Annotated in this window: 20 protein-coding genes and 1 other RNA gene; 8 read left to right on the top strand and 13 right to left on the bottom strand. The window is 72.4% G+C overall.

Annotated features, from left to right (window positions below; genetic code table 11):
• Positions 1-14: 14 nt before the first annotated feature.
• The 6 genes from FHS13_RS08165 to FHS13_RS08140 all read right to left on the bottom strand — a co-directional run bounded on the left by FHS13_RS08165 (position 15) and on the right by FHS13_RS08140 (position 5,454).
• Entirely contained in the window at positions 15-485 is a 471-nt protein-coding gene (locus tag FHS13_RS08165; RefSeq protein WP_184290023.1) for a hypothetical protein, read from the bottom strand.
• Positions 486-593: 108 nt separating this feature from the next.
• Positions 594-1,811: an acyl-CoA dehydrogenase family protein gene (locus FHS13_RS08160; protein WP_184290021.1), complete on the bottom strand. Its 1,218-nt coding sequence runs from the start codon at positions 1,809-1,811 to the stop codon at positions 594-596.
• Positions 1,811-2,824, bottom strand: coding sequence for a phosphotransferase family protein (locus FHS13_RS08155; RefSeq protein WP_184290019.1), 1,014 nt, complete (start codon positions 2,822-2,824; stop codon positions 1,811-1,813). The genes FHS13_RS08160 and FHS13_RS08155 overlap by 1 nt, the downstream gene beginning before the upstream one ends.
• Positions 2,821-3,603 (bottom strand): SDR family oxidoreductase, encoded by a 783-nt coding sequence (locus FHS13_RS08150; protein WP_184290017.1) that lies wholly within the window; start codon positions 3,601-3,603, stop codon positions 2,821-2,823. The genes FHS13_RS08155 and FHS13_RS08150 overlap by 4 nt, the downstream gene beginning before the upstream one ends.
• A gap of 1 nt (position 3,604) precedes the next feature.
• Positions 3,605-4,360, bottom strand: a complete 756-nt coding sequence (locus FHS13_RS08145; RefSeq protein WP_184290015.1) for an SDR family oxidoreductase — start codon at positions 4,358-4,360, stop codon at positions 3,605-3,607.
• A 137-nt stretch (positions 4,361-4,497) separates the two neighbouring features.
• Complete coding sequence (locus FHS13_RS08140; protein WP_184290013.1) at positions 4,498-5,454, bottom strand: quinone oxidoreductase family protein; 957 nt, start codon at positions 5,452-5,454, stop codon at positions 4,498-4,500.
• Between the two features lie 171 nt (positions 5,455-5,625).
• Between FHS13_RS08140 and FHS13_RS08135 the strand changes: the two genes are divergently transcribed.
• Positions 5,626-7,125 (top strand): carboxylesterase family protein, encoded by a 1,500-nt coding sequence (locus FHS13_RS08135; protein WP_184290011.1) that lies wholly within the window; start codon positions 5,626-5,628, stop codon positions 7,123-7,125.
• Between the two features lie 47 nt (positions 7,126-7,172).
• Here the strand turns inward: FHS13_RS08135 and FHS13_RS08130 are convergent, their stop codons facing one another.
• Entirely contained in the window at positions 7,173-9,524 is a 2,352-nt protein-coding gene (locus tag FHS13_RS08130) for a Tex-like N-terminal domain-containing protein (protein WP_184290260.1), read from the bottom strand.
• A 141-nt stretch (positions 9,525-9,665) separates the two neighbouring features.
• Positions 9,666-10,013 carry a Z-ring associated ZapG family protein gene (locus FHS13_RS08125; RefSeq protein ID WP_184290009.1) on the bottom strand — a complete coding sequence of 116 codons (348 nt, stop codon included), beginning with the start codon at positions 10,011-10,013 and terminating at the stop codon, positions 9,666-9,668.
• A gap of 206 nt (positions 10,014-10,219) precedes the next feature.
• On the opposite strand from FHS13_RS08125, the gene FHS13_RS08120 reads away from it, so the two are divergent.
• Both FHS13_RS08120 and FHS13_RS08115 read left to right on the top strand, forming a co-directional pair.
• Complete coding sequence (locus FHS13_RS08120; protein WP_184290007.1) at positions 10,220-11,494, top strand: MFS transporter; 1,275 nt, start codon at positions 10,220-10,222, stop codon at positions 11,492-11,494.
• A complete protein-coding gene (locus FHS13_RS08115) occupies positions 11,491-12,111 on the top strand; it encodes a winged helix-turn-helix domain-containing protein (RefSeq protein ID WP_184290005.1) in 621 nt (206 codons plus the stop codon). The genes FHS13_RS08120 and FHS13_RS08115 overlap by 4 nt, the downstream gene beginning before the upstream one ends.
• A 3-nt stretch (positions 12,112-12,114) precedes the next feature.
• On the opposite strand, the gene FHS13_RS08110 is transcribed toward FHS13_RS08115, so the two are convergent.
• A complete protein-coding gene (locus FHS13_RS08110; protein WP_184290003.1) occupies positions 12,115-12,975 on the bottom strand; it encodes a deoxyribonuclease IV in 861 nt (286 codons plus the stop codon).
• Positions 12,976-13,053: 78 nt separating this feature from the next.
• Here FHS13_RS08110 and FHS13_RS08105 point away from each other — a divergent pair, with 78 nt between their 5' ends.
• The 4 genes from FHS13_RS08105 to rnpB all read left to right on the top strand — a co-directional run bounded on the left by FHS13_RS08105 (position 13,054) and on the right by rnpB (position 15,794).
• Positions 13,054-13,917, top strand: coding sequence for a Nif3-like dinuclear metal center hexameric protein (locus tag FHS13_RS08105; RefSeq protein ID WP_184290001.1), 864 nt, complete (start codon positions 13,054-13,056; stop codon positions 13,915-13,917).
• Positions 13,918-13,992: 75 nt separating this feature from the next.
• Positions 13,993-14,754, top strand: a complete 762-nt coding sequence (locus FHS13_RS08100; protein ID WP_184289987.1) for a CT398-like coiled coil hairpin domain-containing protein — start codon at positions 13,993-13,995, stop codon at positions 14,752-14,754.
• Complete coding sequence (locus FHS13_RS08095; RefSeq protein ID WP_184289984.1) at positions 14,751-15,392, top strand: histidine phosphatase family protein; 642 nt, start codon at positions 14,751-14,753, stop codon at positions 15,390-15,392. The genes FHS13_RS08100 and FHS13_RS08095 overlap by 4 nt, the downstream gene beginning before the upstream one ends.
• A 14-nt stretch (positions 15,393-15,406) precedes the next feature.
• Positions 15,407-15,794: RNase P RNA component class A (gene rnpB, locus FHS13_RS08090), an RNA gene on the top strand.
• A gap of 685 nt (positions 15,795-16,479) precedes the next feature.
• On the opposite strand, the gene FHS13_RS08085 is transcribed toward rnpB, so the two are convergent.
• A complete protein-coding gene (locus FHS13_RS08085; RefSeq protein ID WP_184289981.1) occupies positions 16,480-16,803 on the bottom strand; it encodes a hypothetical protein in 324 nt (107 codons plus the stop codon).
• 412 nt (positions 16,804-17,215) lie between these two features.
• On the opposite strand from FHS13_RS08085, the gene FHS13_RS08080 reads away from it, so the two are divergent.
• Entirely contained in the window at positions 17,216-17,368 is a 153-nt protein-coding gene (locus FHS13_RS08080; protein WP_184290293.1) for a hypothetical protein, read from the top strand.
• On the opposite strand, the gene FHS13_RS08075 is transcribed toward FHS13_RS08080, so the two are convergent.
• The 3 genes from FHS13_RS08075 to FHS13_RS08065 form a co-directional block, all read right to left on the bottom strand.
• A complete protein-coding gene (locus FHS13_RS08075; protein ID WP_184289978.1) occupies positions 17,320-19,668 on the bottom strand; it encodes a SulP family inorganic anion transporter in 2,349 nt (782 codons plus the stop codon). The genes FHS13_RS08080 and FHS13_RS08075 overlap by 49 nt on opposite strands.
• Before the next feature lie 247 nt (positions 19,669-19,915).
• The gene (locus FHS13_RS08070; protein ID WP_184289975.1) at positions 19,916-21,868 is read right to left on the bottom strand and encodes a hypothetical protein; all 1,953 of its coding nucleotides are present in this window, start codon (positions 21,866-21,868) and stop codon (positions 19,916-19,918) included.
• A 346-nt stretch (positions 21,869-22,214) separates the two neighbouring features.
• Positions 22,215-22,820, bottom strand: coding sequence for a YbhB/YbcL family Raf kinase inhibitor-like protein (locus FHS13_RS08065; RefSeq protein WP_184289972.1), 606 nt, complete (start codon positions 22,818-22,820; stop codon positions 22,215-22,217).
• Between the last annotated feature and the right edge of the window lie 117 nt (positions 22,821-22,937).

The following is a 22,937-nucleotide window of genomic DNA, read 5'->3' as shown; positions in this document are numbered from 1 at the left end:
CCCCGGCCTCCCGTTCAGTGCGCCTGCTTGCGCATCTTCCGCCTGCGCTGTTTGAGCTGGTGCTTCCACTCCTGTGCGCAGCCGCTGAGCACCAGGCTGAGCCCCGCGCCGAGCAGCCAGGAGTCCTTGGCCAGACCGGTGCCCTCCTCCGTGGGGCGTACACCGCCCTCCTCGTGCATGCCCGGCGTACGCAGGTACAGGCCCGTGAGTGCGCCGCCGAAGGCGGTGAGCCCGGCGCCCGCCAGGCGGCTGGGGACCACGGGCAGCATCAGGGCGGCGCCCAGGGCGATCTCGCTCGCGGAGAGCACCTTCACGAAGGTGACGGGGTCGACCTTCCCGAGGAACGGGTAGGCGTTCGCGGCCATGCCGTGCATCCCCGCGGCGGCCTCCTCGTCGGCGCCGCGTTTGTTCAGGCCCGAATTGAGGATGAACGCCCCCGTGATCAGGCGTAGGGGCAGGTCGCTCACTCTGAAGGGCATGCTCATGTTCTCTCCGCAACAAGGTGACTACTCGGGGCAAGAGGGATGCTAGTCGCGAAAGCGGCCCCGACGGGGAAGACCCGCCGGGGCCCGCGGCATCCGCCTGCCCGGCGGTTATCTCTGGCGGTACTTGCGCAGCTCGGCGCGGCCCAGCGAGCGCAGGTGCACCTCGTCGGGGCCGTCGGCGAGCCGCAGCGACCGGGCACCCGCCAGCCAACCGGACAGCGGCGAGTCCTGGCTGAGCCCGGCGGCGCCGTGCACCTGGATCGCCCGGTCCAGGATCTGCTCGACCGTGCGCGGAGTGGCGATCTTGATCGCCTGGATCTCGGTGTGCGCCCCCTTGTTGCCCACCGTGTCCATCAGGTACGCGGTCTTGAGCACCAGCAGCCGCAGCTGTTCGATGGCCACGCGCGACTCGGCGACCCATTCGCGCACCACGCCCTGGTCGGCCAGGGGGCGGCCGAACGCGACCCGGTCCAGGGCCCTGCGGCAGGCCAGTTCCAGGGCCCGCTCGGCCATGCCGATGAGGCGCATGCAGTGGTGGATGCGGCCCGGCCCCAGGCGGGCCTGGGCGATGGCGAAGCCCTCGCCCTCGCCGCCGACGAGGTTCTCGACGGGCACCCGCACGTCCTCGAGGACGACCTCGGCGTGGCCTCCGTGGTCGCTGTCGTCGAAGCCCATCACCCGCATGCCGCGCTCGACCCTCAGTCCCGGGGTGTCGCGCGGTACCAGCACCATGCTCTGCTGGCGGTGCCGGTCGGCCTCCGGGTCGGTCTTGCCCATCACGATGAAGACGCGGCAGTTGGGGTTGAGCGCGCCGGTGATGAACCACTTGCGCCCGTTGATCACGTACTCGTCACCGTCGCGGACGATGCTGGTGGTGATGTTGGTGGCGTCCGAGGAGGCCACCTCGGGCTCGGTCATCGCGAACGCGGACCGGATCTCCCCGTTCAGCAGCGGCTCCAGCCACAGCTTCTTCTGCTCGGGGGTGCCGAACATCGTCAGCACCTCCATGTTCCCGGTGTCGGGTGCGGCGCAGTTGAGCGCGACCGGCGCCAGCCGCGGGCTGCGGCCGGTGATCTCCGCCAGCGGCGCGTACCGCAGGTTGCTCAGCCCCCCGTGCTCGGGGTGGCCGGCCAGGAACAGGTTCCACAGGCCGCGCCTGCGCGCCTCTGCCTGCAGCTCGTGCACGACGGGAGCGGTGGACCAGGGGTCCTCGCGTGCGGCCAGCTGCTCCTCGAACACCGGCTCGGCCGGGTAGACGTGCTCGTCCATGAAGGCCAGCAGCCGCTCCCGCAGCTCCTGGGTCTCCTTGTCGTAGGCGAATTCCATCAGTCCTCCTCGAGCATGGCGTGGGCGCCCGCCACCAGGGGAGCGACCATCTCACCGATCCGGTCGAAGCCCGAGCCCACGGTCAGGCCCTGGCTGTGCCGGAAATGGATACCCTCGGCGATCACGGCGAGCTTGAAGCTGCCGAACGCCTGGTACCAGTTCAGCCGCGACACGTCGCGGCCGGTCGTTCTCGCGTACAGCTCCACCAGTTCACCGGGGGAGGGGTAGCCCTCGGCGGAGGTGGCCGCGGCCCTGCCCAGCGCCACCGGCTGCTGCTGGTAGACGAGCATCAGCCCCAGGTCCACCAGGGGATCACCGAGAGTGGCCATCTCCCAGTCCAGGACGGCGTTGATCCGGCCGTCCTCGCCGACCAGCACGTTGTCCAGCCGGTAGTCGCCGTGCACGATCGCGGGCGCCGACTGCTCGGGCAGCTTCCGGGCGAGCTCCTCGTGCAGCTCGTCGATGCCGGGGATGTCGCGGCTGCGGGAGGCGTCGAGCTGCTTGCGCCAGCGGCGCACCTGGCGCTCCAGGAACCCCTCGGGACGGCCGAAGTCGCCCAGACCGACCTTCTCGGGCACCACCGCGTGCAGCCGGCCCAGGGTGGTGAGGAGGGACTCGGCCACCGAGCGGACACCCTCGGGGCCCAGCGGTGCGATCTCCTCGCGGGTGCGGAACGGAGTTCCGGGGACGTACTCCATGACGTAGAACGGAGCCCCCAGCACCTCGGTGTCCTCGCACAGGAGATGGGTGCGGGGAACCGGGACGTCGGTGTCGCGCAGCGCGGTCATGACGCGGTACTCGCGGGACATGTCGTGCGCGGTGGCCAGGACGTGCCCCAGCGGCGGCCGGCGCACCACCCAGCTGTCCGTGCCGTCGGTGACGACGTAGGTCAGGTTGGACTTGCCCCCGGGGATCATCCGCCCTGTCAGCGGGCCGCCGACCATTCCGGGAGCCGCGCGGTCGAGATACTTCCTCAGCCGCTCGGTGTCCAGGCCCCGTAGTTCCTCGCTCATGCTTTCCCCTCGTCGTTGAACACCTTGGCCTGGAGCCGGCGCATCCCCGCCAGCCAGCGGTCGGTGTCGGTGGCACGCCCCAGGTAGTAGTCGGCGACCTGGGGGTGCGGCAGGATCAGGAACCGGCCGTCGTCCAGCCCCGCCATCACCGCGTCCACGACCTCCTCGGGGGTGATCGCGTCCGCGGCCAGGATGGCCTTGCCGGTCTCGCCGCTGCCCTCCAGCAGATCGGTGCGCACGCCCAGCGGGCAGATGCACTGCACCGTGATCCCGCGGTCCCCGTAGGTGGCCGACATCCACTCGCCGAAGGACAGCGCGGCGTGCTTGGTCACCGAGTAGGGCGCGCTGCCGAGCATGGTGAGCAGCCCGGCGGCCGACACGGTGGTCAGGAAGTGCCCGCGCCCGCGCTCCAGCCAGCCGGGCAGCAGGGCTCGGGCGGCCCGCACGTGGGCCATCACGTTGACCTGCCAGGCCAGGTCCCAGTCGGACTCGGGCGCCTCGGGCCCGCCGCCGACGGCCACGCCCGCGTTGGCCACGTACATGTCGATGCCGCCCAGGTGGGCGTCGGCCTCGGCCACGAGGGCGCCCACCCCCGCCTCGCTCGCGGCGTCGCCGGGCACGGCCACCCCGCCGATCTCGGCGGCCACGGCCTCGGCCGCACCGCTGTCGAGGTCGTTGACCACGACCCGGGCGCCGGCCGAGGCGAACCTGCGTGCGAGGGCGGCGCCGATGCCGTTGCCCGCGCCGGTGACGACGACTCCGCTGCCGTTCAGGTCCATGTCAGGCACCTCCGGTCAGGGTGAGGCCGCCGTCCAGGACGAGCGTGCGGCCGGTGATCCAGGAGGCGTCGTCGGAGAGCAGGAAGGCGACGGCGCCCGCGATGTCCTCGGGGGCACCCAGCCGGCCCAGGGGGTAGCCGGCGGCGACCTTCTCCTCGCGGCCCTCGTACAGGGCGGCGGCGAACCTGGTCTTGACCACGGCCGGGGCGACGCCGTTGACCCGGATGCCGGGGGCCAGCTCCACGGCGAGCTCCTCGGTGATGTGGATGAGCATCGCCTTGGTGGCGCCGTAGAAGCCGATGCCGGGGGAGGGCTTGAGCCCGGCGATGGAGGAGACGTTGACGACGGCCCCGCCGTGCTCGCCCATCCATGCCTTGTAGGCCTTCTGCACCCAGGAGATCGCGGAGAGGGCGTTGACCTCGACGATCTTGCGGGCGGCGTCGAGGTCGAGGTCGACCATGCGGCCGTAGACCGGGTTGATGCCGGTGTTGTTGACGAACATGTCGACACTGCCGAAGGCCTCCAGGGTGGCGGCGATGGCCGCGTCCTGGTGCTCGGGATCGTCGGCCCGTCCGGGAACGCCGATGGCGTGCTCGGGCCCGCCCAGGGAGCGGACCGCCTCCTCCAGGGCCTCGGGCTTGCGCGCGGTGACACAGACCCGCGCCCCCTCCGCCACGAGCCTCTGGGCGATGGCCAGGCCGATGCCGCGGCTCGCGCCGGTGACGACGGCGGTCCGGCCGCTGAACCGGGAACTCATTGCGCTCTCCTTAGACCGACTGGTCGGTATGTTCGGAAGAGACCCTACGCCTCCCCCGGCCCGCGTCGCAAGGGCGGGCCGGGGAATCGGACATAGCGGAATCTACGTCGTCAAGGTGGCAGATCAGTTCACATGCCTCAGGCGCGGGTATCGAGGACGAGCTTGCCGACCGTGGTACGCGAACGCAGGGCCTCGTGCGCCTCACGCGCCTCCGACAGCGGATAGGTCCCGCCCTGGATCGGGCGCAGGGAGCCCTCGGCGACCATGGCGAACAGCTCGTCCATCGCCTGCTTCATCACGTTGCCCGGCAGCTGCCAGACGTGGGGCAGCCACATGCCGCCCACCGTGGTCGAGAAGCGCATGAGGTTGGACGGCTGGATCGGGCTGGGCAGCTCGCGCGAGGCCATCCCGTAGAAGGCCAGGCGGCCGAAGGGGGCCAGGGCGCGCACGCTCTCGTCGGTGACCCGGCCGCCGACCATGTCCAGGACCGTGTCCACCCGCTTGCCGCCGTTGGCCTCGACCAGTGCCTCGGTCATGTCGGCGGCGGAGGAGTCCACGGTGGCGTCCGCGCCCAGCTCCAGGGCCAGCTTGCGCTTGTCCTCGCTGCCGGCCACGGCGATGATCCGGCCCGCGCCGAAGCTCTTGGCCAGCTGTACGGCCAGGGTTCCCACGCCGCCGCCGGCCGCGTGCACCACCACGGACTCGCCGGGCTCCAGGCGCACGCTCTTGCGCAGCAGCACCCAGGCGGTGGCGCCCTGGACGATCAGAGCCAGGGCGTCCTCGTCGGAGACGCCCTCGGGGATCTCGAAGGCCATGGGCTCGGCGGTCACGGCCTTCTCGGCGTAGCCGCCGCTGGAGGTCAGGGCGACGACGCGGCGGCCGTTGGCGGTGCGGCCTGCGATCTCCATGCCCGGTACCAGGGGCAGGGAGGCGGGGGCGAGGTAGCTGTTCTCGGCCTGGTGCGTGTCGGCGTAGTTCACGCCGGCGCGGGACACCTCGACGAGGAGCTCGCCCGCTCCGGGTTCGGGGTCGGGCAGCTCGGTGAGGGTGAGGACCTCGGGGCCGCCGAACTCGGTGATCTGGATGGCGCGCATGTGCTTCCTTCGCTCTGGATCCGTACCGACCAGGTGGTATGTTACCGGCCCGAACGCGACCGGGGCCCGGGGCGCGCGGCCTCCAGCGGCGTCCGGGGGCTTGTGCAGTCTTACCTAACGATGTTAGGTGGGGGTGCCGGAAGGACGCCGCGAACCGATGGGAGACCACGCGTGGGCACAGAGAACACAGTGACGACGACATCCGGGCGGGTCCGGGGCATCTCCTCGCCGCGCTCGGCCGACGGTGCGGTCATCGTCCACCGCAGCATCCCCTACGCCGCCGCGCCCTTCGGCGAACACCGCTTCGCCGCCCCCGCGCCCGCTCCCGCCTGGGACGGCGTCCGCGACTGCGGCGAGTACGGGCCGCCCTGCCCCCAGGGCACGCAGCTCATCGGCGCCGCCCACTGGAGCCCCGAGATGTCGGGGGAGTGCCTGACCGCCACGGTGTGGAGCGCCGCCTCCGAGGGCGACCGCGCCCCCGTGCTCGTGTGGATCCACGGCGGCGCCTACATCGTCGGCGCCGCTTCCGAGGCCACCTACGACGGAACCCGGCTGGCCGAGAGCGGTCTGGTCGTGGTCGGCGTCAACTACCGGGTGGGTTTCGAGGGCTTCGGCCACGTGCCCGGCCGCCCCGACAACCGCGGCCTGCTCGACCAGATCGCCGCGCTGCGGTGGGTGCGCGACAACATCGCCGCCTTCGGGGGCGACCCCGGCAACGTCACCGTGGCCGGCGAGTCCGCCGGGGCCGGTTCGGTCGCGTGCCTGCTGGCCATGCCCGAGGCTCGGGGCCTGTTCCGGCGGGCGATCGCCCACAGCGTTCCCGGCGACATGGTCACTCCCGGCGCGGCCCGGTCCGTCTCCGAGCGCATCGCCTCGGCCGCCGGGGTCCCCCTCGAGGCCGAGGCCCTGGCCGCGCTGGCGCCCGAGAAGATCCTGGCCGCGGTCGACGCGGTGCTGGACGCCGCACCGACGGGCAAGGGGGTGCGCACCAAGAGCTTCACCTGTTTCGCCCCCGTCGTCGGCGGGCCCGAACTGCCCGAGCCGCCCCTGGAGGTGGTCGCGCGCGGAGCGTCCGCCTCCGTCGACCTGCTGACCGGGCACAACGCCCACGAGTACCGGCTGTTCACCGAGCTGGGGCAGAAGGTGGAGATCGACGGGGACGGGGCTCTGGAGGCGACCGCCGCCCGGCTCGGCCTGCCCGACGGCGCCGTCGCGGCCTACCGGGAGGCCCACCCCGGCATGCCTCCGCGCCTGCTGTACGCGGCGATCCAGGGCGATGCCCTGTTCAGCGAGTACACGGTGCGACTGGCCGAGGCCCACGCCGCGGCCGGAGGAAGGTCCTTCTTCTTCCGGCTGACCGCCGAGAGCGCGGCCCTGGGCGGCGCTCTCGGCGCCTGCCACGCCTTCGACCTGCCGTTCGCGTTCGGGAACACGGACGGGCCCTTCGGGCAGTTCCTGTTCGACGGGGAGCCCACCGAGGAGCAGCGCGCGCTGTCGGCGCGCATGGTCGCCGCCTGGCGCGACTTCGCCGCCTCCGGTGACCCCGGTTGGCCCGCGGTCACCGCCGAGGCCACTCCTGTCAAGGTGTGGGACACCCCCGACGACCTCAAGGCCTTCGACGACTCGCCGGTGCGCGCCGTCTGGAAGGACGTCCCCGTCCCCGCGAGGTAGGCGGCGGAAGACCGGGCCCCTCCGCCCTGCGGAGGGGCCCTCCGCTCCTACTCGGTCAGGCCCGCGCGGCGCAGGGCCTCGGCCATGGCGCCCTGCGGGGCGCTCCGGTCGCTCCGGCCGCCGCCCTTGCGCCGGTCCCCGCCGCGGCCGCGGCCGCCCCCGCGCTCCTCGCGGCCGCGGTCCTCACGGCCGCCCCGGCGGCCGGACGGGGTCTCGTCGTCCAGGCGCATGGTGAGCGAGATGCGCTCGCGCGTGATGTCGACGTCCTGGACCTTGACCTTGACGATGTCGCCGGGCTTGACCACCTCGCGCGGGTCGGACACGAACTTGTTCGACAGGGCCGAGACGTGGACCAGGCCGTCCTGGTGCACACCCACGTCCACGAAAGCGCCGAACGCGGCCACGTTGGTCACCACGCCCTCCAGGATCATGCCGGGGGACAGGTCCTGCAGCGTCTCCACGCCCTCGCGGAAGGTGGCGGTGGTGAACGCCGGGCGTGGGTCGCGGCCCGGCTTCTCCAGTTCAGAGAGGATGTCGGTGACCGTCGGCAGACCGAAGGTGTCGTCGACGAAGTCCTTCGGGTCCAGCGAGGACAGCAGCTTCCTGTTGCCGATCAGCTCCTTCAGGCCGGTGCCCGCCCGGTCCAGGATGCGGCGCACCACCGGGTAGGCCTCGGGGTGCACGGCCGAGGCGTCCAGGGGGTCGTCGCCGCCGGGCACGCGCAGGAAGCCCGCGCACTGCTCGAAGGCCTTGGGGCCCAGGCGCGGCACCGAGCGCAGGTCCGCGCGGGTGCGGAAGGGGCCGTTGGCGTCGCGGTGGGCCACGATGTTGCGCGCCAGGGTGGAGGTCACGCCCGACACGCGGGTCAGCAGCGGCACGGAGGCGGTGTTGACGTCCACGCCCACGCCGTTGACGCAGTCCTCGACCACCGCGTCCAGCGACCGGGACAGCTTGGCCTCGGCCAGGTCGTGCTGGTACTGGCCCACGCCGATGGACTTGGGGTCGATCTTGACCAGTTCGGCGAGCGGGTCCTGCAGGCGGCGGGCGATGGAGACGGCACCGCGCAGGGACACGTCCAGCTCGGGCAGCTCCTCGGAGGCGTAGGCGGAGGCCGAGTACACCGACGCGCCCGCCTCCGACACCATCACCTTGGTCAGCTTCAGCTCGGGGTGGCGCTTGAGGAGGTCGGCGGCCAGGCGGTCGGTCTCGCGCGAGGCGGTGCCGTTGCCGATGGCGATCAGCTCGACGCCGTGGGCGGCGCACAGGCGGGCCAGCCGGGCGAGGGAGCCGTCCCAGTCGCGGCGCGGGACGTGCGGGTAGATCGTGTCGGTGGCCACGACCTTGCCGGTGGGGTCGGTGACGGCGACCTTCACGCCGGTGCGCAGGCCCGGGTCCAGGCCGAGGGTGGAGCGGCTGCCGGCGGGTGCGGCCAGGAGGAGGTCGCGCAGGTTGGCGGCGAAGACGCCGACGCCGTCGTCCTCGGCCTGCTGCCACAGGCGCATGCGCACGTCGATGTCCAGGCGGACCAGGATGCGGGTGCGCCAGGCCCAGCGGACGGTGTCCAGCAGCCAGCGGTCGCCGGGGCGGCCGCGGTCGGCGATGCCGAAGTGGCGGGCGACGGCGTTCTCGTAGGAGCTGCGCGCCGGGGTGCCGTCCGGGTTCGGCGCGGGGGCCTCCTCCGGTTCGAGGGTGAGGGTGAGCACCTCCTCCTTCTCGCCGCGGTACATGGCCAGGACGCGGTGGGAGGGCAGCTCCGTGAGGGGCTCGGAGTAGTCGAAGTAGTCGGCGAACTTGGCGCCCGCCTCCTCCTTGCCCTCGCGGACGGCCGAGACCAGTCGGCCCTTCTCCCACAGGCGCTCGCGCAGCAGACCGGTGAGGTCGGCGTCCTCGGCGAAGCGCTCGACCAGGACGGCGCGGGCGCCGTCCAGGGCGGCCTTGGTGTCGGCCACGTCCTTGGCCGGGTCGACGTAGGCGGCCGCGGCCTCCTGCGGGTCCAGGGACGGGTCGCCCAGCAGGGCCTCGGCCAGGGGTTCGAGGCCGGCTTCGCGTGCGATCTGGGCCTTGGTGCGGCGCTTGGGCTTGAAGGGGAGGTAGATGTCCTCCAGCCGGGACTTGGAGTCGGCGGCGTTGATGCGCTCCTCCAGCTCGGCGTCCAGCTTGCCCTGGGCCCGGATCGACTCCAGGACCGCGGTGCGGCGCTCGTCCAGCTCGCGCAGGTAGCGCAGGCGCTCCTCGAGGGTGCGCAGCTGGGCGTCGTCGAGTCCTCCGGTGGCCTCCTTGCGGTAGCGGGCGACGAAGGGGACGGTCGCCCCGCCGTCGAGGAGGTCGACGGTGGCCTTGACCTGGTGGGCGCCGACGCCGAGCTCCTCGGCGATGCGCTGGTCGATCGTGGGTGTCACAGGGGTCACAGGTAAAACGTCCGCTCTCTGGCTGTTCGGTGCGGGGACATTCTGATGCCGGCGGGGGACATTGTCATCCCGGACGGCCGGGCGCGCGGCGGCGGTCGGGGGGCGGCGCGGGGCCGGGTCCTTGCGGCCGGGTCAGAGGTCGGTGCCGCCGAGGTAGTCGGGGGCGTAGTACTCGTCGACGGGGACCGGGCCGCGGTAGCCCTGGCACATGCACTGGCGGTAGCTGGACCCCGCCTGGCCGGTCCAGCGGCCGGGGATGACGACCTGGGTCTGGCACTTCTTGGTGCTTTGGTCGTGGAAGACCAGGTGGTGGCCGCATCCGCAGAGGGGCTGCGGGTTCTGGGCGGCGCCGAGCGCCTGGTTCTGGGTCTGTCTGCGCTGCTGCTCCAGCGCCCGTGCCTGGCGCCTGTTCGTGAAGCGGCCGAACAGGTAGCCGCCGAACCCGATCGCCGCGCCCAGGACCATGGAAAGCGGATCCATCCGCCGACACCCCTCTCCCTCGACCGAGTCCCTCCCCTTGCGGGGAGGGGGTGCGTCCATTGTCACCCATTCCCTTCCGAAGTGAAGGGAGGGAAGGGGAAGGGCGCAGGTCCGCCCGGAGTGCCGGGGTCGCAAAGATTTTTTTGCACACCATCCTTTGCAAAGAATTCTTTGCGGTAGTGTGGCGGGCATCGAGAGGAGACCCTGTGAACACCGCACCCCCCGATCTTCGCTCCGAGCACCTCGGCGGCGCCTTTCACCGCTTGTGGGCCGCCGGAACGCTCACCAACCTTGCCGACGGCATGCTCTTCGTGGCCCTGCCGTTGATCGCCACCACACTCACCCACGACCCCTTGGCCGTGGCGGGCCTGACGGTCGTGCGTTTCCTGCCGTGGCTGCTGATCAGCCCCTTCGCCGGAGTCCTGGTCGACCGGGTGGACCGCCTGCGGGCCCTGCTCTGGTCCAACGGCATCGCCTCCGCCGCGGTGGCCCTGCTGGCGCTGTCCATCGTCTCCGGCGGTGCCTCGCTGTGGCTGCTGTACGCGGTCCTGTTCACCGTGATCTGCTGTGAGACGGTCACCGACCCGGCCCACCGCATCTCGGTGGCCGACCTGGTCCCCGCCCGCCTGCTGGACCGGGCCAACAGCCGCACCGAGGGTGCGCGTCTGGTGGCCCAGGACTGCGTTGCGGCCCCTGTGACCGGGGTGCTCTTCACCGTGGCCGCCCTCCTGCCGGTGGCCGGCGCCGCCCTGTCCTACGCCCTGTGTGCCGTACTGGTGGCCGTCGTCGCCGTGCTGGCGCGCCGCACCCGCCGGGCCGTGACCGTCCCCGCACGGAAGGAGGAGTCCGCCGAGAGCTTGGGCGCCTCGCTGCGGGCGGGGTTCGCCTACGTCCTCGGCAACCGCCTCGCACGCAACCTGGCCGTCAACAACGCAGCGATCATGGTCGGCGCGCACATGGGCACCTCGGTGGCGGTGCTCCACGCCGGCCAGGTCCTGGGCGTGCCCGACGCGCTCTACGGCCTCTACATGTCCTCGATCGCCCTGGGCGGTATCGCCGGGGCGGCCCTCAGCACGCTCCTGGTCACCCGACTGGGCCGCCGCACGGTCCTCATCGGCGGAGACCTGGGCCTGGGACTGGCCATCGCCCTGGTGGGGCTGTCCAGCTCGCCCTGGACCGCGGCGGCGGGCCTGACACTGCTGGGGGTGTGTATGACCGCCACCAACATCGCCGCCGCGCCCTTCCTGCAACACGTCGTGCCCGAGCACCTGCGCGGACGGGCCTCGGCGGTCTTCCGCCTCGTGGGCTGGGGGCTGACCCCCCTCGGCGCCCTGGCCGGCGGCCTGCTCGGGCGGATCGACCTCGCTCTGCCCTACGTGGCCGGAGGCCTGGTCATGCTGCTCGGTACCCTGTGCTTCCTCCGCAGCCTGGCCGAGGTGTCCCGCCTGTGCGACGGGGCCACCGCTAACGTGAGCCCATGAGCGACAACACCCCCGGCACGCCCCGGCCCATGGAGGTGGGCCCCGAGGCCCTGCGCGGCCTCGCCCACCCCTTGCGCGGGCGCCTCCTGGACGAACTGACCACGAACGGGCCCGCCACCGCGACCCTTCTGGGACGCAGGCTGGGGGAGAGCAGCGGCGCCACCAGCTACCACCTGCGCCAGCTCTCCCGTTTCGGATTCGTCGAGGACGACCCCGGGCACACCGGCGGCCGAGAGCGCTGGTGGCGGATCCGCCCGGGCGGGTGGAGCATGGCCGGGAACGACTACCTGCGCGATCCTGCCACACGGACCGCAGCCGAGATCGTCCTGCAGAGGTTCTACCGGGAGCGCCAGGAGCGCCTGACTCGGTGGATCGAGCGGCTGCGGGACGCGGACCGCGACCCCGACGTGCGGCACTGGAAGAGCTCCGCCTTCGAGACCAACGTCCACCTCCGCCTCACCCCGGAGGAGACCGCCGAGTTCTCCGAGGCGCTCCATTCCTTCCTCGGCGAGTGGGCCGCGCGCTTCCGGGACCGCAGCCCCGAGAGCCGCCCCGGAACGGAGGCGGTGGAGATCCAGGTCAACGCCTTCCCCCTCCTGCCGGAGAAGGAGGGCTGAGGTTCAGGCCCCACGCAGCCCCTTGAGGGTGGCGACGTCGGCGGCGTGCGGGCCGGCGGGGCCCGGTGTCTCCAGGACCAGGGGCACCCCGGCGCTCACCGGATGGGTGAACAGCTCCCCGAACGGCGCGGCGCCGATGTGCCCGGCACCGATGTTCTCGTGCCGGTCCTTGTTGCTGCCGCACGGCGCCTTGGAGTCGTTGGCGTGGACCAGGTGCAGGCGGTCGGCGCCCACGGCCTCGCCGAAGCGGTCCAGCGCGGCGCGCATGCCCTCTGCGGTGGAGATGTCGTGCCCGGCGGCGAACATGTGCGCGGTGTCCAGGCACACGCCCACGTGCGGGTGCCAATCGAGGGCCTCGAAGAAGGGGACCAGGTCGTCCACGGTCGCGCACAGCACCTGGCCCTGGCCCGCCATCGGCTCCAGCAGCACCGGTGGGACGGATTCGCCCAGGCGCTCCAGCAGCGGCAGCAGCCGCTCACGGGTCCTGGCCAGCCCCTCCTCGCGGGTACCCGCCACCGCCGAGCCCGTGTGCACGACCACACCGCGTGCCCCGATCTGCGCGGCGCGCGTCAGCGCGTGCTCCAGCGAGCGCACCGACTTCTGCGCGGTCTCCTCGCCGGGTGTGCCCAGGTTGATCAGGTAGGGGGCGTGCACGAAGACCGGCAGGTCGGTGCGCGCGCGCATGAGCGCGTCCTGGGCGGGGTCGCCCCCGTTGGTCGCCCAGCCGCGCGGGTTGGACACGAACACCTGGACGGTCTCGGCGCCGATCCGCTCGGCGTAAGCCAGGCCCTTGACGGCCATGCCTCCCGCGACGGGCACGTGTGCGCCGACGGGGGACGGGGGCCGCTGCTGCGTGGTACTCATCGGCGGACAAGCCTAGAGCGCCCGCGGCACCGGTCGTGCCGGGGCGGGTGCCGGCCGGACATGTCCTAGGCTCGGGGTGTGAGCACCCAGATCCCGCTTCCCGCACTGGCCGACGTCACCGCCGCCTTCGAAGAGGTCTACCCGCCGGAGTGGGCGGCCTCATGGGACGCCGTGGGACTCGTCACGGGAGATCCCGAGCAGCGCGTCGGCAAGATCCTCTTCGCCGTCGACCCGGTCGCGGCGGTCGTCGACGAGGCCGTCAGCTGGGGTGCGGACCTCGTCGTCACCCACCACCCCCTGATGCTGCGAGGGGTCACCAGCGTCGCGGCGAACACCCCCAAGGGCCGGATCGTGCACCGGCTCATCCGCGCCGGGATCGCCCTGTACACGGCGCACACCAACGCCGACACGGCCGCGCCCGGGGTCTCGGACGCCCTGGCGCGCGCCGTCGGCCTCGTCGGGGAGCTGCGCCCTCTGGACCCCGACACCACCGATCCCGAGGGACGGCGCGGCATCGGCCGGATCGGCTCCCTGGCCGAACCGGTGGTCCTGGCCGACTTCGCCGCCCGGGTCGCCCGGGCCCTGCCCGAGACCGCGCCCGGTATCCGGGTGGCCGGGGACCTGGACCGCCTGGTCACCACCGTCGCGGTGTCCGGCGGTGCGGGCGACTCCCTGCTCGGCGCGGCGCGCGCCGCCGGGGTGGACGCCTTCGTCACCTCCGACCTGCGCCACCACCCCGCCTCGGAGTTCGTCGAGCAGCTGGGCGGGCCGGCCCTGGTCGACACCCCCCACTTCGCCAGTGAGTGGCCCTGGCTGGCCGACGGTGCGGCCCATCTGGCCGACGCACTCGGGAGGCGCTGCGGCCCGGATGGGGCTAACGTGGAGATCCGCGTGTCCACGACGGTGACGGACGCCTGGTCACAGGCGTTCCGCGGCGTCTGAGGACTCCCGACAGAACTGCACAGAGCGAGGGCGCGGGCGGCAACCGCCTCCCCGGCCACCCCAGGAGACGCCACAGTGAAAGCCGAATCCGCCGCGCAGGCCAGACTTCTCGACCTGCAGGGACTGGACACCGAACTCCAGCGTCTGGGCCACAAGGCCAGGACCCTGCCCGAGGCCGCCGAGGCGGCCGAGCTCAAGAAGCGCCTCGACCGGCTCGAGTCCGAGCTGATCGCCGCCCAGACCCGCGTCGGTGACGCCGAGCGCCGCCAGCGCAAGGCCGAGGCCGACGTCGACCAGGTACGCGCCCGCGCCGACCGCAACACCAAGCGCATGGAGTCGGGGCAGATCACCAGCGCCAAGGACCTGCAGAGCCTCCAGTCGGAGATCGCCTCCCTGGGCCGCCGCCAGGCGGAGTTGGAGGAGGCCGTCCTGGAGGCGATGGAGCACACGGAGGAGGCCGCCGCCGAGCTCGCCCGCCTGAAGGCCGAGCGCGAGGAGGTGCTGTCCGGGCACACCGCGGCCGTCGCCCGGCGCGACACCGCGGCCGCCGAGATCCAGTGGGACCGCGAGCGCGTCACCCGTGACCGCGAGCGGGTGGTCCAGGAGATCCCCGAGGGCCTGCTCGCCTTCTACGAGAAGCTGCGCGACCAGTACGACGGCGTGGCCGTCGCGCCGCTGCGCTACGGCCGCTGCGAGGGCTGCAAGCTCGCTCTGAGCACCGTCGAGCTCAACGAGGTCCGGGCCGCCGCGGAGGACGAGGTCGTGCGCTGCGAGAACTGCCGGCGGATCATGGTCCGGACGGCGGAGTCGGGCCTGGCGGCCAAGGCGGAGCAATGAGTACCGGATGGGGGCCGGTGGACACCACCCCGACCCGCCTGGTGATGCTGCGGCACGGACGGACACCCTTGTCGGTGGAGCGCCGCTTCGCCGGCCGGGGCGACATCCCGCTCACCGACGAGGGCCGGGAGCAGGCCGAGGCGGCCGCCCGCCGCCTGGCCTCCTGGCCCGTCGACGCGGTGGTCTCCTCTCCGCTGGTGCGGGCCCGGGACACCGCCGCCCACAGCGCGAAGGCCCTGGGGCTCGAGGTCGAGATCGACGAGGGGTTCGTGGAGACCGACTTCGGCGAGTGGGAGGGGCTGACCTTCGCCGAGGCCCGCGAGCTGGCCCCCGACCTGGTCGGCAGATGGCTGGACGAGCCCGAGCTGGCCCCGCCCGGAGGGGAGAGCTTCGCCGCGGCCGCACGCCGGGTCGTTGCGGCCCGCGACGCGCTGGTCGAGCGCCACCGGGGCCGCACCGTCCTGGTGGTCTCCCATGTGACGCCCATCAAGGTGGTGCTCCAGCAGGCCCTGCTCGCCCCGATGGCCGCGCTGCACCGCATGCACCTGGACACCGCCTGCCTCAACGTCGTGGACGTCTACTCGGACGGTCCGATGGTGGTGCGCTCCCTCAACGACACCGCGCATCTGGCGCGGTAGACTGCGGGGCGAGGGGAGTCGGCCAGGCGGTCGCGGACCGCGCCGGGTGCGCGGATCCGAGGAAAGTCCGGACTCCACAGGGCAGGGTGGTCGGTAACACCGACCCGGGGCGACCCGCGGGACAGTGCCACAGAAAACAGACCGCCACCGCTTGCGGTGGTAAGGGTGAAACGGTGGTGTAAGAGACCACCAGCGGCCGGAGTGATCCGGTCGGCTGGGTAAACCCCACCCGGAGCAAGGTCAAAAAGGGAGCCCTCCGGGGCTCCTGCGCGGATGTTCGAGGGCGGCCCGCCCGAGTCCGCGGGTAGACCGCACCGAGGTCGTCGGCAACGGCGATCCCAGATGGATGACCGCCCGATCCCACGGGATCGACAGAATCCGGCTTATCGGCCGACTCCCCTCCTTCCGCTTCTCTGACCTGCATTGATGTGCAGGGGAGTCGACCGTGTTTGCTCCGGTGGTTCAGCCCGAGCGCAGGAACAGGTCGATCGCTCCCCTCCCGAGTTCCTCGTGACCGGGGGCAGTGCGCCGGTCTGCCCGAGCCGCGACTGCCGATTTCCTTCCCACGCTGTGCCCCTTTGTCTGCAGGCCTGACCATGACCACGCGTCAGTCTGGGTTTGCCTCACAGCCCCGGACGCGCACCCTGTGCAACCTCCTCACCCGCCTGGACCATGAGCAGTCCGCGCCGCCCCTGCCCCACTCGATGATGACGGCCCCGAGCGGGAACAGGCCCGGGTGTGGACGCAGGAGTGAGTGCAGGCGCAGGCGTGGCCGAAGGTTCCCAGTCACCCCACCGCGGCCAGTGGATTTTTCCGATGATCTTGTATCTGCGGTCACTTTCGCTGGATATCGAGGTAGCAGCCGGACAGGGCGAAGTTGGCTCCAGGTGCAAGATCACGGGGAATGAGGAGTAGATGGGGGAACAGGGCCCTAGAGTTTTGCTGCTGTGTGCGGGAGTGCGTGGGCGCTGCGCTGGGTCTTGCCGTCGACGACGTGGCGGGATGCCGATGTTTGTCCCGGTTCACTGCGGATGCCGAACCATGCAGCAGGCCGGACCGTGCGACGGGCAAGGACCGGACGGGCCCGTCAGTCCGAGGGGCCGAGAGCTCTCCGGGCCCTGTCCCACAGCCGGTCGAATTCCTCCGCGGAGATCCCGTCGGCCTGCGGTTGTTCCTGCCAACCGTCGAGGCCGCCCTCCGCGAGCACGCCGTATCGGCGCTCGTACCGGTTCATCGCGCCCAGACCACCGTGATCACGCAGACGCAGAACCTCTTTCAGAGAAGCAGCCGTCACCGGAACCGAATCTGCCTCCCGAATCTCGACCTGGCGAACCGCCCAGCCCTCACCATCGGTCTCGAAGTACCGCCAAAGGCCCTCGTCCTCGTCATATGTGCGGAACCAGCTCTTCATGCCACCGTCCCCGTTCGGCTGACCACCTGTCCCCGCAGCTCTCGGCGGTCACGATGGTCACAAGAGGTCCAGCCGGTCCGGTCGCAGGCCGGACTCCCGTTCTCGCGCCGCCCACGATACTCACTTCTTCGCTCGGCGCCGGCTCCATGAAGGCCTGTTGCCGACTCGCCGCTTCCTCGGTGTCACCACCGGGCGTCTCCTCGCCGACCGGCTCCCCGCCTCCCGCCCTTCGTGGTTCCGGTCGGGCAGGGACAGCAGGATACGTCCGCAAGGGCATGGCCCGGGCGGGCGCGCACCTATAGATTGGGCGTGCGCTCCGCACCCCCGGTCCCGCCCGGAGCGCGAACGCCCCTGGGCCGGTCCGGGGGTGGTGGCCCGGAGGGGCATCCGCGTTCACGGGAATGGGTGACTCTTGATCAACTTCGACTCGGCCCTTTTCTGGGTGGTCTTCTTCGGTCTGCCGATCGCGGCGATCGTGGCGATCGTCCTGCTCGCCCGGTACCAGTCCTCGGGTGTTCAGGAGGACGGGCGCGACGACGCGCCCGACGACTCCTCGACCAGCTGATCCCCGGCCGGGGCCTGCCGCGGCACCGGAGCGGTGTCCCCGACGCCCCGGACCGGGGTGAACTCCCCGGTTCCGCTGTCGAGCAGGTGGACCTGCGCCGTCGCCAGGTCGTAGTACATCCCCGTCAGCTCCAGCTGCCCCGACTCCAGGCGCTCGCGCACCACCGGGTGGCGCGCGAGGTGGGCGATCTGCTGCACGACGTTGGCCTGGGACAGGCGGCGCAGCGCCTCGGGTGAGGGCAGGGCGGACGACACCTCCTCTCCTGCTCGCGCCAGGCTGGGCGCGGCGTGGGCCAGCCAGCGGCGCATGTGCGAGGTGTCGGCCTCGCCGGGCTCCAGGTGGGCCTTCTCCAGGAGGGCCTTCATCGCCCCGCAGTGCGAGTGGCCGCACACGACGATCGACGGGACCCCGAGGACGGCCACCGCGTACTCGACGGCGGCGCCCACCGAGTCGTCGTCGCGGCTGTCCGGAGGCGGTACGAGGTTGCCGACGTTGCGCACGGTGAACAGGTCGCCCGGACCGCTGGCGGTGATCAGGTTGGGCACCACCCGGGAATCGGCGCAGGTGATGAACAGCGCCGTGGGGCTCTGCCCGTGGGACAGGCGGCTCATCAGTGAACGCATCCGCCCGGCAGTGCTGGCGTGGTACTCGCGGGCGCCCGCGGCAAGGAGGCCGACGGGGTCCACCTCCGCGGAGGCACCGGGGCGCATCTCCCAGGGTGCCCACCAGCGGGCCAGGCCGCGGGGCGCGGTCTTGGTCGCCGGGGCCGAGCTCCGGGTGCTGCGCTCGTACCACTGCTCGTGGACCTCGTCGATGTCGACGCTGCCTCCGGTGCGCTCGTGGTCGACGCGCCAGGCGTGGATGGCCTCGAAGGCGGCATGGTCCATGAAGTCCACGTGCAGGTCGAGGTCGACCCGGGCCCCGGCGGGGACGGTGCGCAGCACGTGTGCCAGCCGGGGCACCCCCAGGAAGGTCAGGGACCCGTGCACGGTGACGTGCACGCGGCCGCCGCTCTCCTCGGTGGTGACCGTGACCCGGGTGAGCCTGCGCAGGGACACGACCACGGCCAGGGCGAACCCGAGGAAGATCCCCTCCAGGAGGCCGAGGAACACCACGCCGGACAGGCTCACCAGGTAGACGCCGGCCTCGTGGTGGCGGCGCAGGTCGCGCAGGTGGGCGACGGAGACCATCTGCACGCCGATGAACACCAGCAGTCCGGCCAGGGCGGCCATGGGGATCAGCTCGACCACGTGGGCGAACAGGGAGATGAAGAGCAGGATCCACACGCCGTGCAGGACGGTCGACAAAGGGGTGCGCCCGCCCGAGCGCACATTGGTGGTGCTGCGCACGATCACGCCGGCCACGGGCAGGCCGCCCAGCGCGCCGCTGACCACGTTGGCGGCGCCCTGTCCGCACAGCTCGCGGTCGAGCATCACCCGGCGGCCGCTGTGCATGCGGTCGACCGCGATCGCGGCGAGCAGCGACTCGACACTGGCGACCATGGCGACGGTGGCCACCCCCAGGAAGACTCCGTGCCACTGCCCGGCCTCGGGCAGAGCGGGACCGTTCCAGGCGTCGGCCAGGGAGGAGGGCAGGGAGACGGTCTCCAGCTGCCAGCGGCCGAGTGTGGCGACGGCGGTCGCCGTTCCCACCGCGACCAGGGCCGCGGGCACGACCGCGGGCCGGAAGGCGCCGAGGGCGGGCAGCCTGCCCCAGCAGAACATGATCGCGATGGTGACCACGCCGACCGCGACCGCAGGTGTGTGGTTGTGGGCGATCTGCGCGGGCAGGTCGGCGATGTTGGCCACCGCCGAGCTCTGCGGGGATCCGCCCAGGACGATGTGCAGCTGGGCGAGGGCGATGGTCACGCCGACCCCGGCGAGCATGCCGTGGACCACGGCGGGGGAGACGGCCAGGGCGGCGCGGGCGATGCGGAAGGCGCCGAGGGAGAGCTGGACGATCCCGGCCAGCAGGGTGATGAGGCAGGTGACGCGCCAGCCGTGGGTGGCGATCAGGTCGGCGACGATGATGGTGAGCCCGGCGGCCGGCCCGCTGACCTGCACCATGGACCCGCCCACGAGGCCGGCGACGATGCCGCCGACCACGGCCGCGACGATTCCGGCGACCAGGGGCGCCCCTGAGGCGACGGCGATGCCCAGGGACAGGGGGACGGCGACGAGGAAGACCACGAGGGAGGCGCCGACGTCGGCGGACACCGTCATCCTGCGGCTCTGCGGCGCCTCTTGCGGCGGCGGCTCGGGCGGCTCGGGCGGCAGGATTCCTCGGGCGTCGTTGCGCATGGCAGCTCCGTTCGGTCGGACCGGTACACAGGGGGGAGGGACACGCAGGAAAGGAAGCCTCTGCGTGCCCTTGTGATCACCAACTGTAGTCAGAATTTCCGGGCCGGTGTGACGGACTGTTGCGGTTTTGGTTACCGTTTTCTGGCTTTCGACCGACTCCGGGGACAGGACCGGACAGAAGAGGCCCGGGGGCGACAGGAAGAAACTCCCGTCGCCCCCGGTCGTGGAGGTGTGCCGCGCCGTGCGTTCAGATGAAGCGGCCGTCCTCGTAGCCGCCCTCGTAGCGCCCCCGGCCCCGGTCGCGCTGCTCGTAGGGGTCCTGGTCCCGGCTGCCGCGGCCGTCGCCCGGCTGCCAGTCGTCCTGCGGGGTCCGGTCGCCGGTCCCGTACGGCGAGGGATACCCCCCGCTCAGGGGGTCGGTGTAGCCCGTGCTCCGCGGGTCGGGGCGGCCGTACGGGTCGCGGCCGCCTGTCGGTGAGGAGTGCTGCCCGGACGGGGCCGGACCGCCGAATCCGCCGTCGGTGGGCGCGCCCGGGGTCCCGAACGCCGTGCTGCCCTCGCCCCACAGCGGCGGGTTGTCCGCCGGAGGAACGGGACGGCTGTGGGTCCCGCTGTCGTAGGGGGCGCGCCGGTGGGTGCCGGTGTCGTACTCGCCCCGGCCGAAGGAGCCGGTGTCGTACTCGCTGCGGCCGAGGGATCCGGTGTCGTAGGCGCCGGTGTCGTAGGAGGGGCGGTTGTGTGTTCCGAGGTCCGGCTGCTGGGGTGCGGTGTAGTCCTGGCGGGCGTGGGTTCCGCTGGTGTACTCGGGCGGTGCGGTCGGCCCCGCGTCGTAGGGGGTGCGCCGGTGGGTGCCGGTGTCGTATTCACCGCGGCCGAAGGAGCCGGTGTCGTACTCGGGGCGCGGGGGCGCGGGGAAGTCCTGCCGGGTCCCGCTGTCGTAGGGGGCGCGCCGGTGGGTGCCGGTGTCGTACTCGCCCCGGCCGAAGGAACCGGTGTCGTATTCACCCCGGCCGAAGGAACCGGTGTCGTACTCGCTGCGGCCGAGGGATCCGGTGTCGTAGGCGCCCGTGTTGTAGGAGGGGCGGCTGTGTGTTCCGAGGTCCGGCTGCTGGGGTGCGGTGTAGTCCTGGCGGGCGTGCGTTCCGCTGGTGTACTCGGGCGGCGCGGTCGGCCCCGCCGCGTCGTAGGAGGAGCGCCGGTGAGTGCCCGTGTCATGGCCGAGCGGCGTCGGCTCCGGGTACGAGGACGGGTAGCCGCCGGTCAGCGGATCGGCGGGCGTGCCCGCCGACGGGGAGCCGTAGCCGGCCTGGGGTCGCTGGTGCGCGCCGGTGTCCATGCTCGACCAGATCGGGGAGGCCGGGTCCGAACCCGGGGAGGAGGAGCGGAAGCCCGGCGAGAGCGGGTCCCCGGAAGCGGGGAGGTCGCTCCGGCTCCCGTAGGAGGAAGGTGCGCCGAGCGGGTCGTGCGCCGCGGGCGGGGTCTGGGGGCCGCTGGGGCCGTCCAGGGGGTCGGGACGGGGCGAGGTCAGCCGGTCGGCCAACGACACGGTGTCCCGTGACGAGGACGGCGGCGGTGTCCACGGCGCGGTGAGCGGGTCCTCGTCGCGCGCGGAGGGAGCGGACAGCGCTCTGGGCTCCGGCCGGGGAGGCAGCTCCGATCGCGGCGGCTCGGGGGTTCCCTGCTCGGGAGCGGGCGGCTCCGGGGTCTGGCCCAGGCTCGCGAGCACGGCCAGGTCGGCCGAGGCGCCCTGCCCCGAGCCGGTCCGGGGCAGGAGGGTGGTGGCTCCGGGCGGCCCCGTCTCCTCGTCGTCGTAGCCGTCGTCCTCGTACTCGTAGGCGGTGATGCTCGGGCCGGTGTCCGCGGGCCGGTCCCGCTCGTGCCCCCCGCGCTCGTCCGGGCCGTCGTCGCCCAGGCTCGACCAGAAGCCGTCGTCGTCCCAGTCGTCGTCGCGCCGCCCGCGCCGGGGGCGCCCGCCCTCGGCGCGGCCGCCGCTCTCCGGGGAGCGGCGACGGGCCCGCCCCCTCGGGGCGGGCGCGCGGTCGGCGTCCTCGGGGGCGCCGTCCTCATCCGCGTCGTCGTACTCGTGGTCGTCGTAGTCGTCCCTGCGGGGACCCAGGTTCAGGGAGCGCATGCCCAGCAGCAGGACCAGGAGCGCGGCGAGTACGACGACGACGGCGATGATGATGACGGTGATGGTCATGGTCTACGCACTACCTTGGAGAGGTTGGCCGCACCCGGAGCGCTCCGTCCTCCGGCCGACAGGAGCGGCCGACCGGGTGGAGGAGGTCCCTCGTGTCTTTCCGCGGTGCTCCTGCCTGTCGGCGGGAAGAGAAGCAGGTGGTTCGGTGCGGACGCACGTCAGGGTGCTGCGCGGCGAGTGAACGGAAAACGGTCATCTGAAATGTGGCAGGGGGCACAGGACCACTGTATGTGCTGCGGTGCTCTGTGTGCAGAGGGCCATGGGAGCTTCCTGGAGGAATCCGCCGAGTTCCGTCGGATGCGGCTTACTCGCGGGTAATTCCAGGAAGTTCCCATCATGACCTGTGTCACTCGCTGGTGGTGGACAGGGAACCCCTCGCCACGGCGCGGTCGGCGATCCCCTCCAGTACCGCATCCAGCTCGGAACCCTCGGGCAGACCCAGCGGGCTGTCCAGCGCGTACAGCGTGAACCGGTACTGGCGGACCTCGCCCTCCTGCGCGCACGGCGGGTCGTAGGAGGCCTCGCCGGCGCTGTTGAGGCCCTGGCGGGCATCGCCCGGAACCGTGTTCTGGCGCAGCTCACCGGCCTGCGGGTCCAGGTCGTGGAGGACCCAGAACACCTCGGCCGCCTCCGGGTCGTCCACGACCAGGGCGATCGACTCCGTGTTCTCGGGGAGGCCCGACCAGCTCAGCGGCGGGGAGTAGGCCTGGTCCTCGCCCTCCTCGCCGTCACAGGTGTAGGCCGGGGGCAGCGGCTGCCCCGCCTGGATCAGCGGACTGGAGAGGTTGATGCTGTCGGGCACGTCCCCGTTCTGCCCGGGGGCGAAGAACCCGCAGCCCGTCGCCAGCAGGACCGCTGCCCCTGCCGCGGCGGCGCCCGGGAGCGCGCGGGTGAGGGTGCGGGGCGCCGGGTGCGCACCGGTGATCCGAGAAGAGGGGAGGGCCGGGAACAATGTGGTACTCCTGGGCTGTCGGGCCGCGGCGGCGGCCTCGCTGTGTGTGGGGGCGCCCGGACGAAGGGGTGTCGGGCGCGTCCGGAAAAAGCGCGCGGGAGCGGTACCCGCACACGT

The sequence above is a fragment of the Nocardiopsis algeriensis genome, assembly GCF_014203695.1.
Classification (GTDB): Bacteria; Actinomycetota; Actinomycetes; order Streptosporangiales; family Streptosporangiaceae; genus Nocardiopsis; species Nocardiopsis algeriensis.
Note: the sequence above shows the minus strand (reverse complement) of the source record. Positions and strands in the feature narration are given on the sequence as shown.

Excerpts from the sequence above, each read along its gene's own strand:
- FHS13_RS08125 (WP_184290009.1), bottom strand. The coding sequence starts at position 10,013 with ATGGATCCGCTTTCCATGGTCCTGGGCGCGGCGATCGGGTTCGGCGGC.
- FHS13_RS08115 (WP_184290005.1), top strand. The coding sequence starts at position 11,491 with ATGAGCGACAACACCCCCGGCACGCCCCGGCCCATGGAGGTGGGCCCC.
- FHS13_RS08150 (WP_184290017.1), bottom strand. The coding sequence starts at position 3,603 with ATGGACCTGAACGGCAGCGGAGTCGTCGTCACCGGCGCGGGCAACGGC.
- FHS13_RS08160 (WP_184290021.1), bottom strand. The coding sequence starts at position 1,811 with ATGGAATTCGCCTACGACAAGGAGACCCAGGAGCTGCGGGAGCGGCTG.
- FHS13_RS08070 (WP_184289975.1), bottom strand. The coding sequence starts at position 21,868 with ATGACCATCACCGTCATCATCATCGCCGTCGTCGTCGTACTCGCCGCG.
- FHS13_RS08075 (WP_184289978.1), bottom strand. The coding sequence starts at position 19,668 with ATGCGCAACGACGCCCGAGGAATCCTGCCGCCCGAGCCGCCCGAGCCG.
- FHS13_RS08155 (WP_184290019.1), bottom strand. The coding sequence starts at position 2,824 with ATGAGCGAGGAACTACGGGGCCTGGACACCGAGCGGCTGAGGAAGTAT.
- FHS13_RS08095 (WP_184289984.1), top strand. The coding sequence starts at position 14,751 with ATGAGTACCGGATGGGGGCCGGTGGACACCACCCCGACCCGCCTGGTG.
- FHS13_RS08140 (WP_184290013.1), bottom strand. The coding sequence starts at position 5,454 with ATGCGCGCCATCCAGATCACCGAGTTCGGCGGCCCCGAGGTCCTCACC.
- FHS13_RS08165 (WP_184290023.1), bottom strand. The coding sequence starts at position 485 with ATGAGCATGCCCTTCAGAGTGAGCGACCTGCCCCTACGCCTGATCACG.
- FHS13_RS08085 (WP_184289981.1), bottom strand. The coding sequence starts at position 16,803 with ATGAAGAGCTGGTTCCGCACATATGACGAGGACGAGGGCCTTTGGCGG.
- FHS13_RS08110 (WP_184290003.1), bottom strand. The coding sequence starts at position 12,975 with ATGAGTACCACGCAGCAGCGGCCCCCGTCCCCCGTCGGCGCACACGTG.
- FHS13_RS08145 (WP_184290015.1), bottom strand. The coding sequence starts at position 4,360 with ATGAGTTCCCGGTTCAGCGGCCGGACCGCCGTCGTCACCGGCGCGAGC.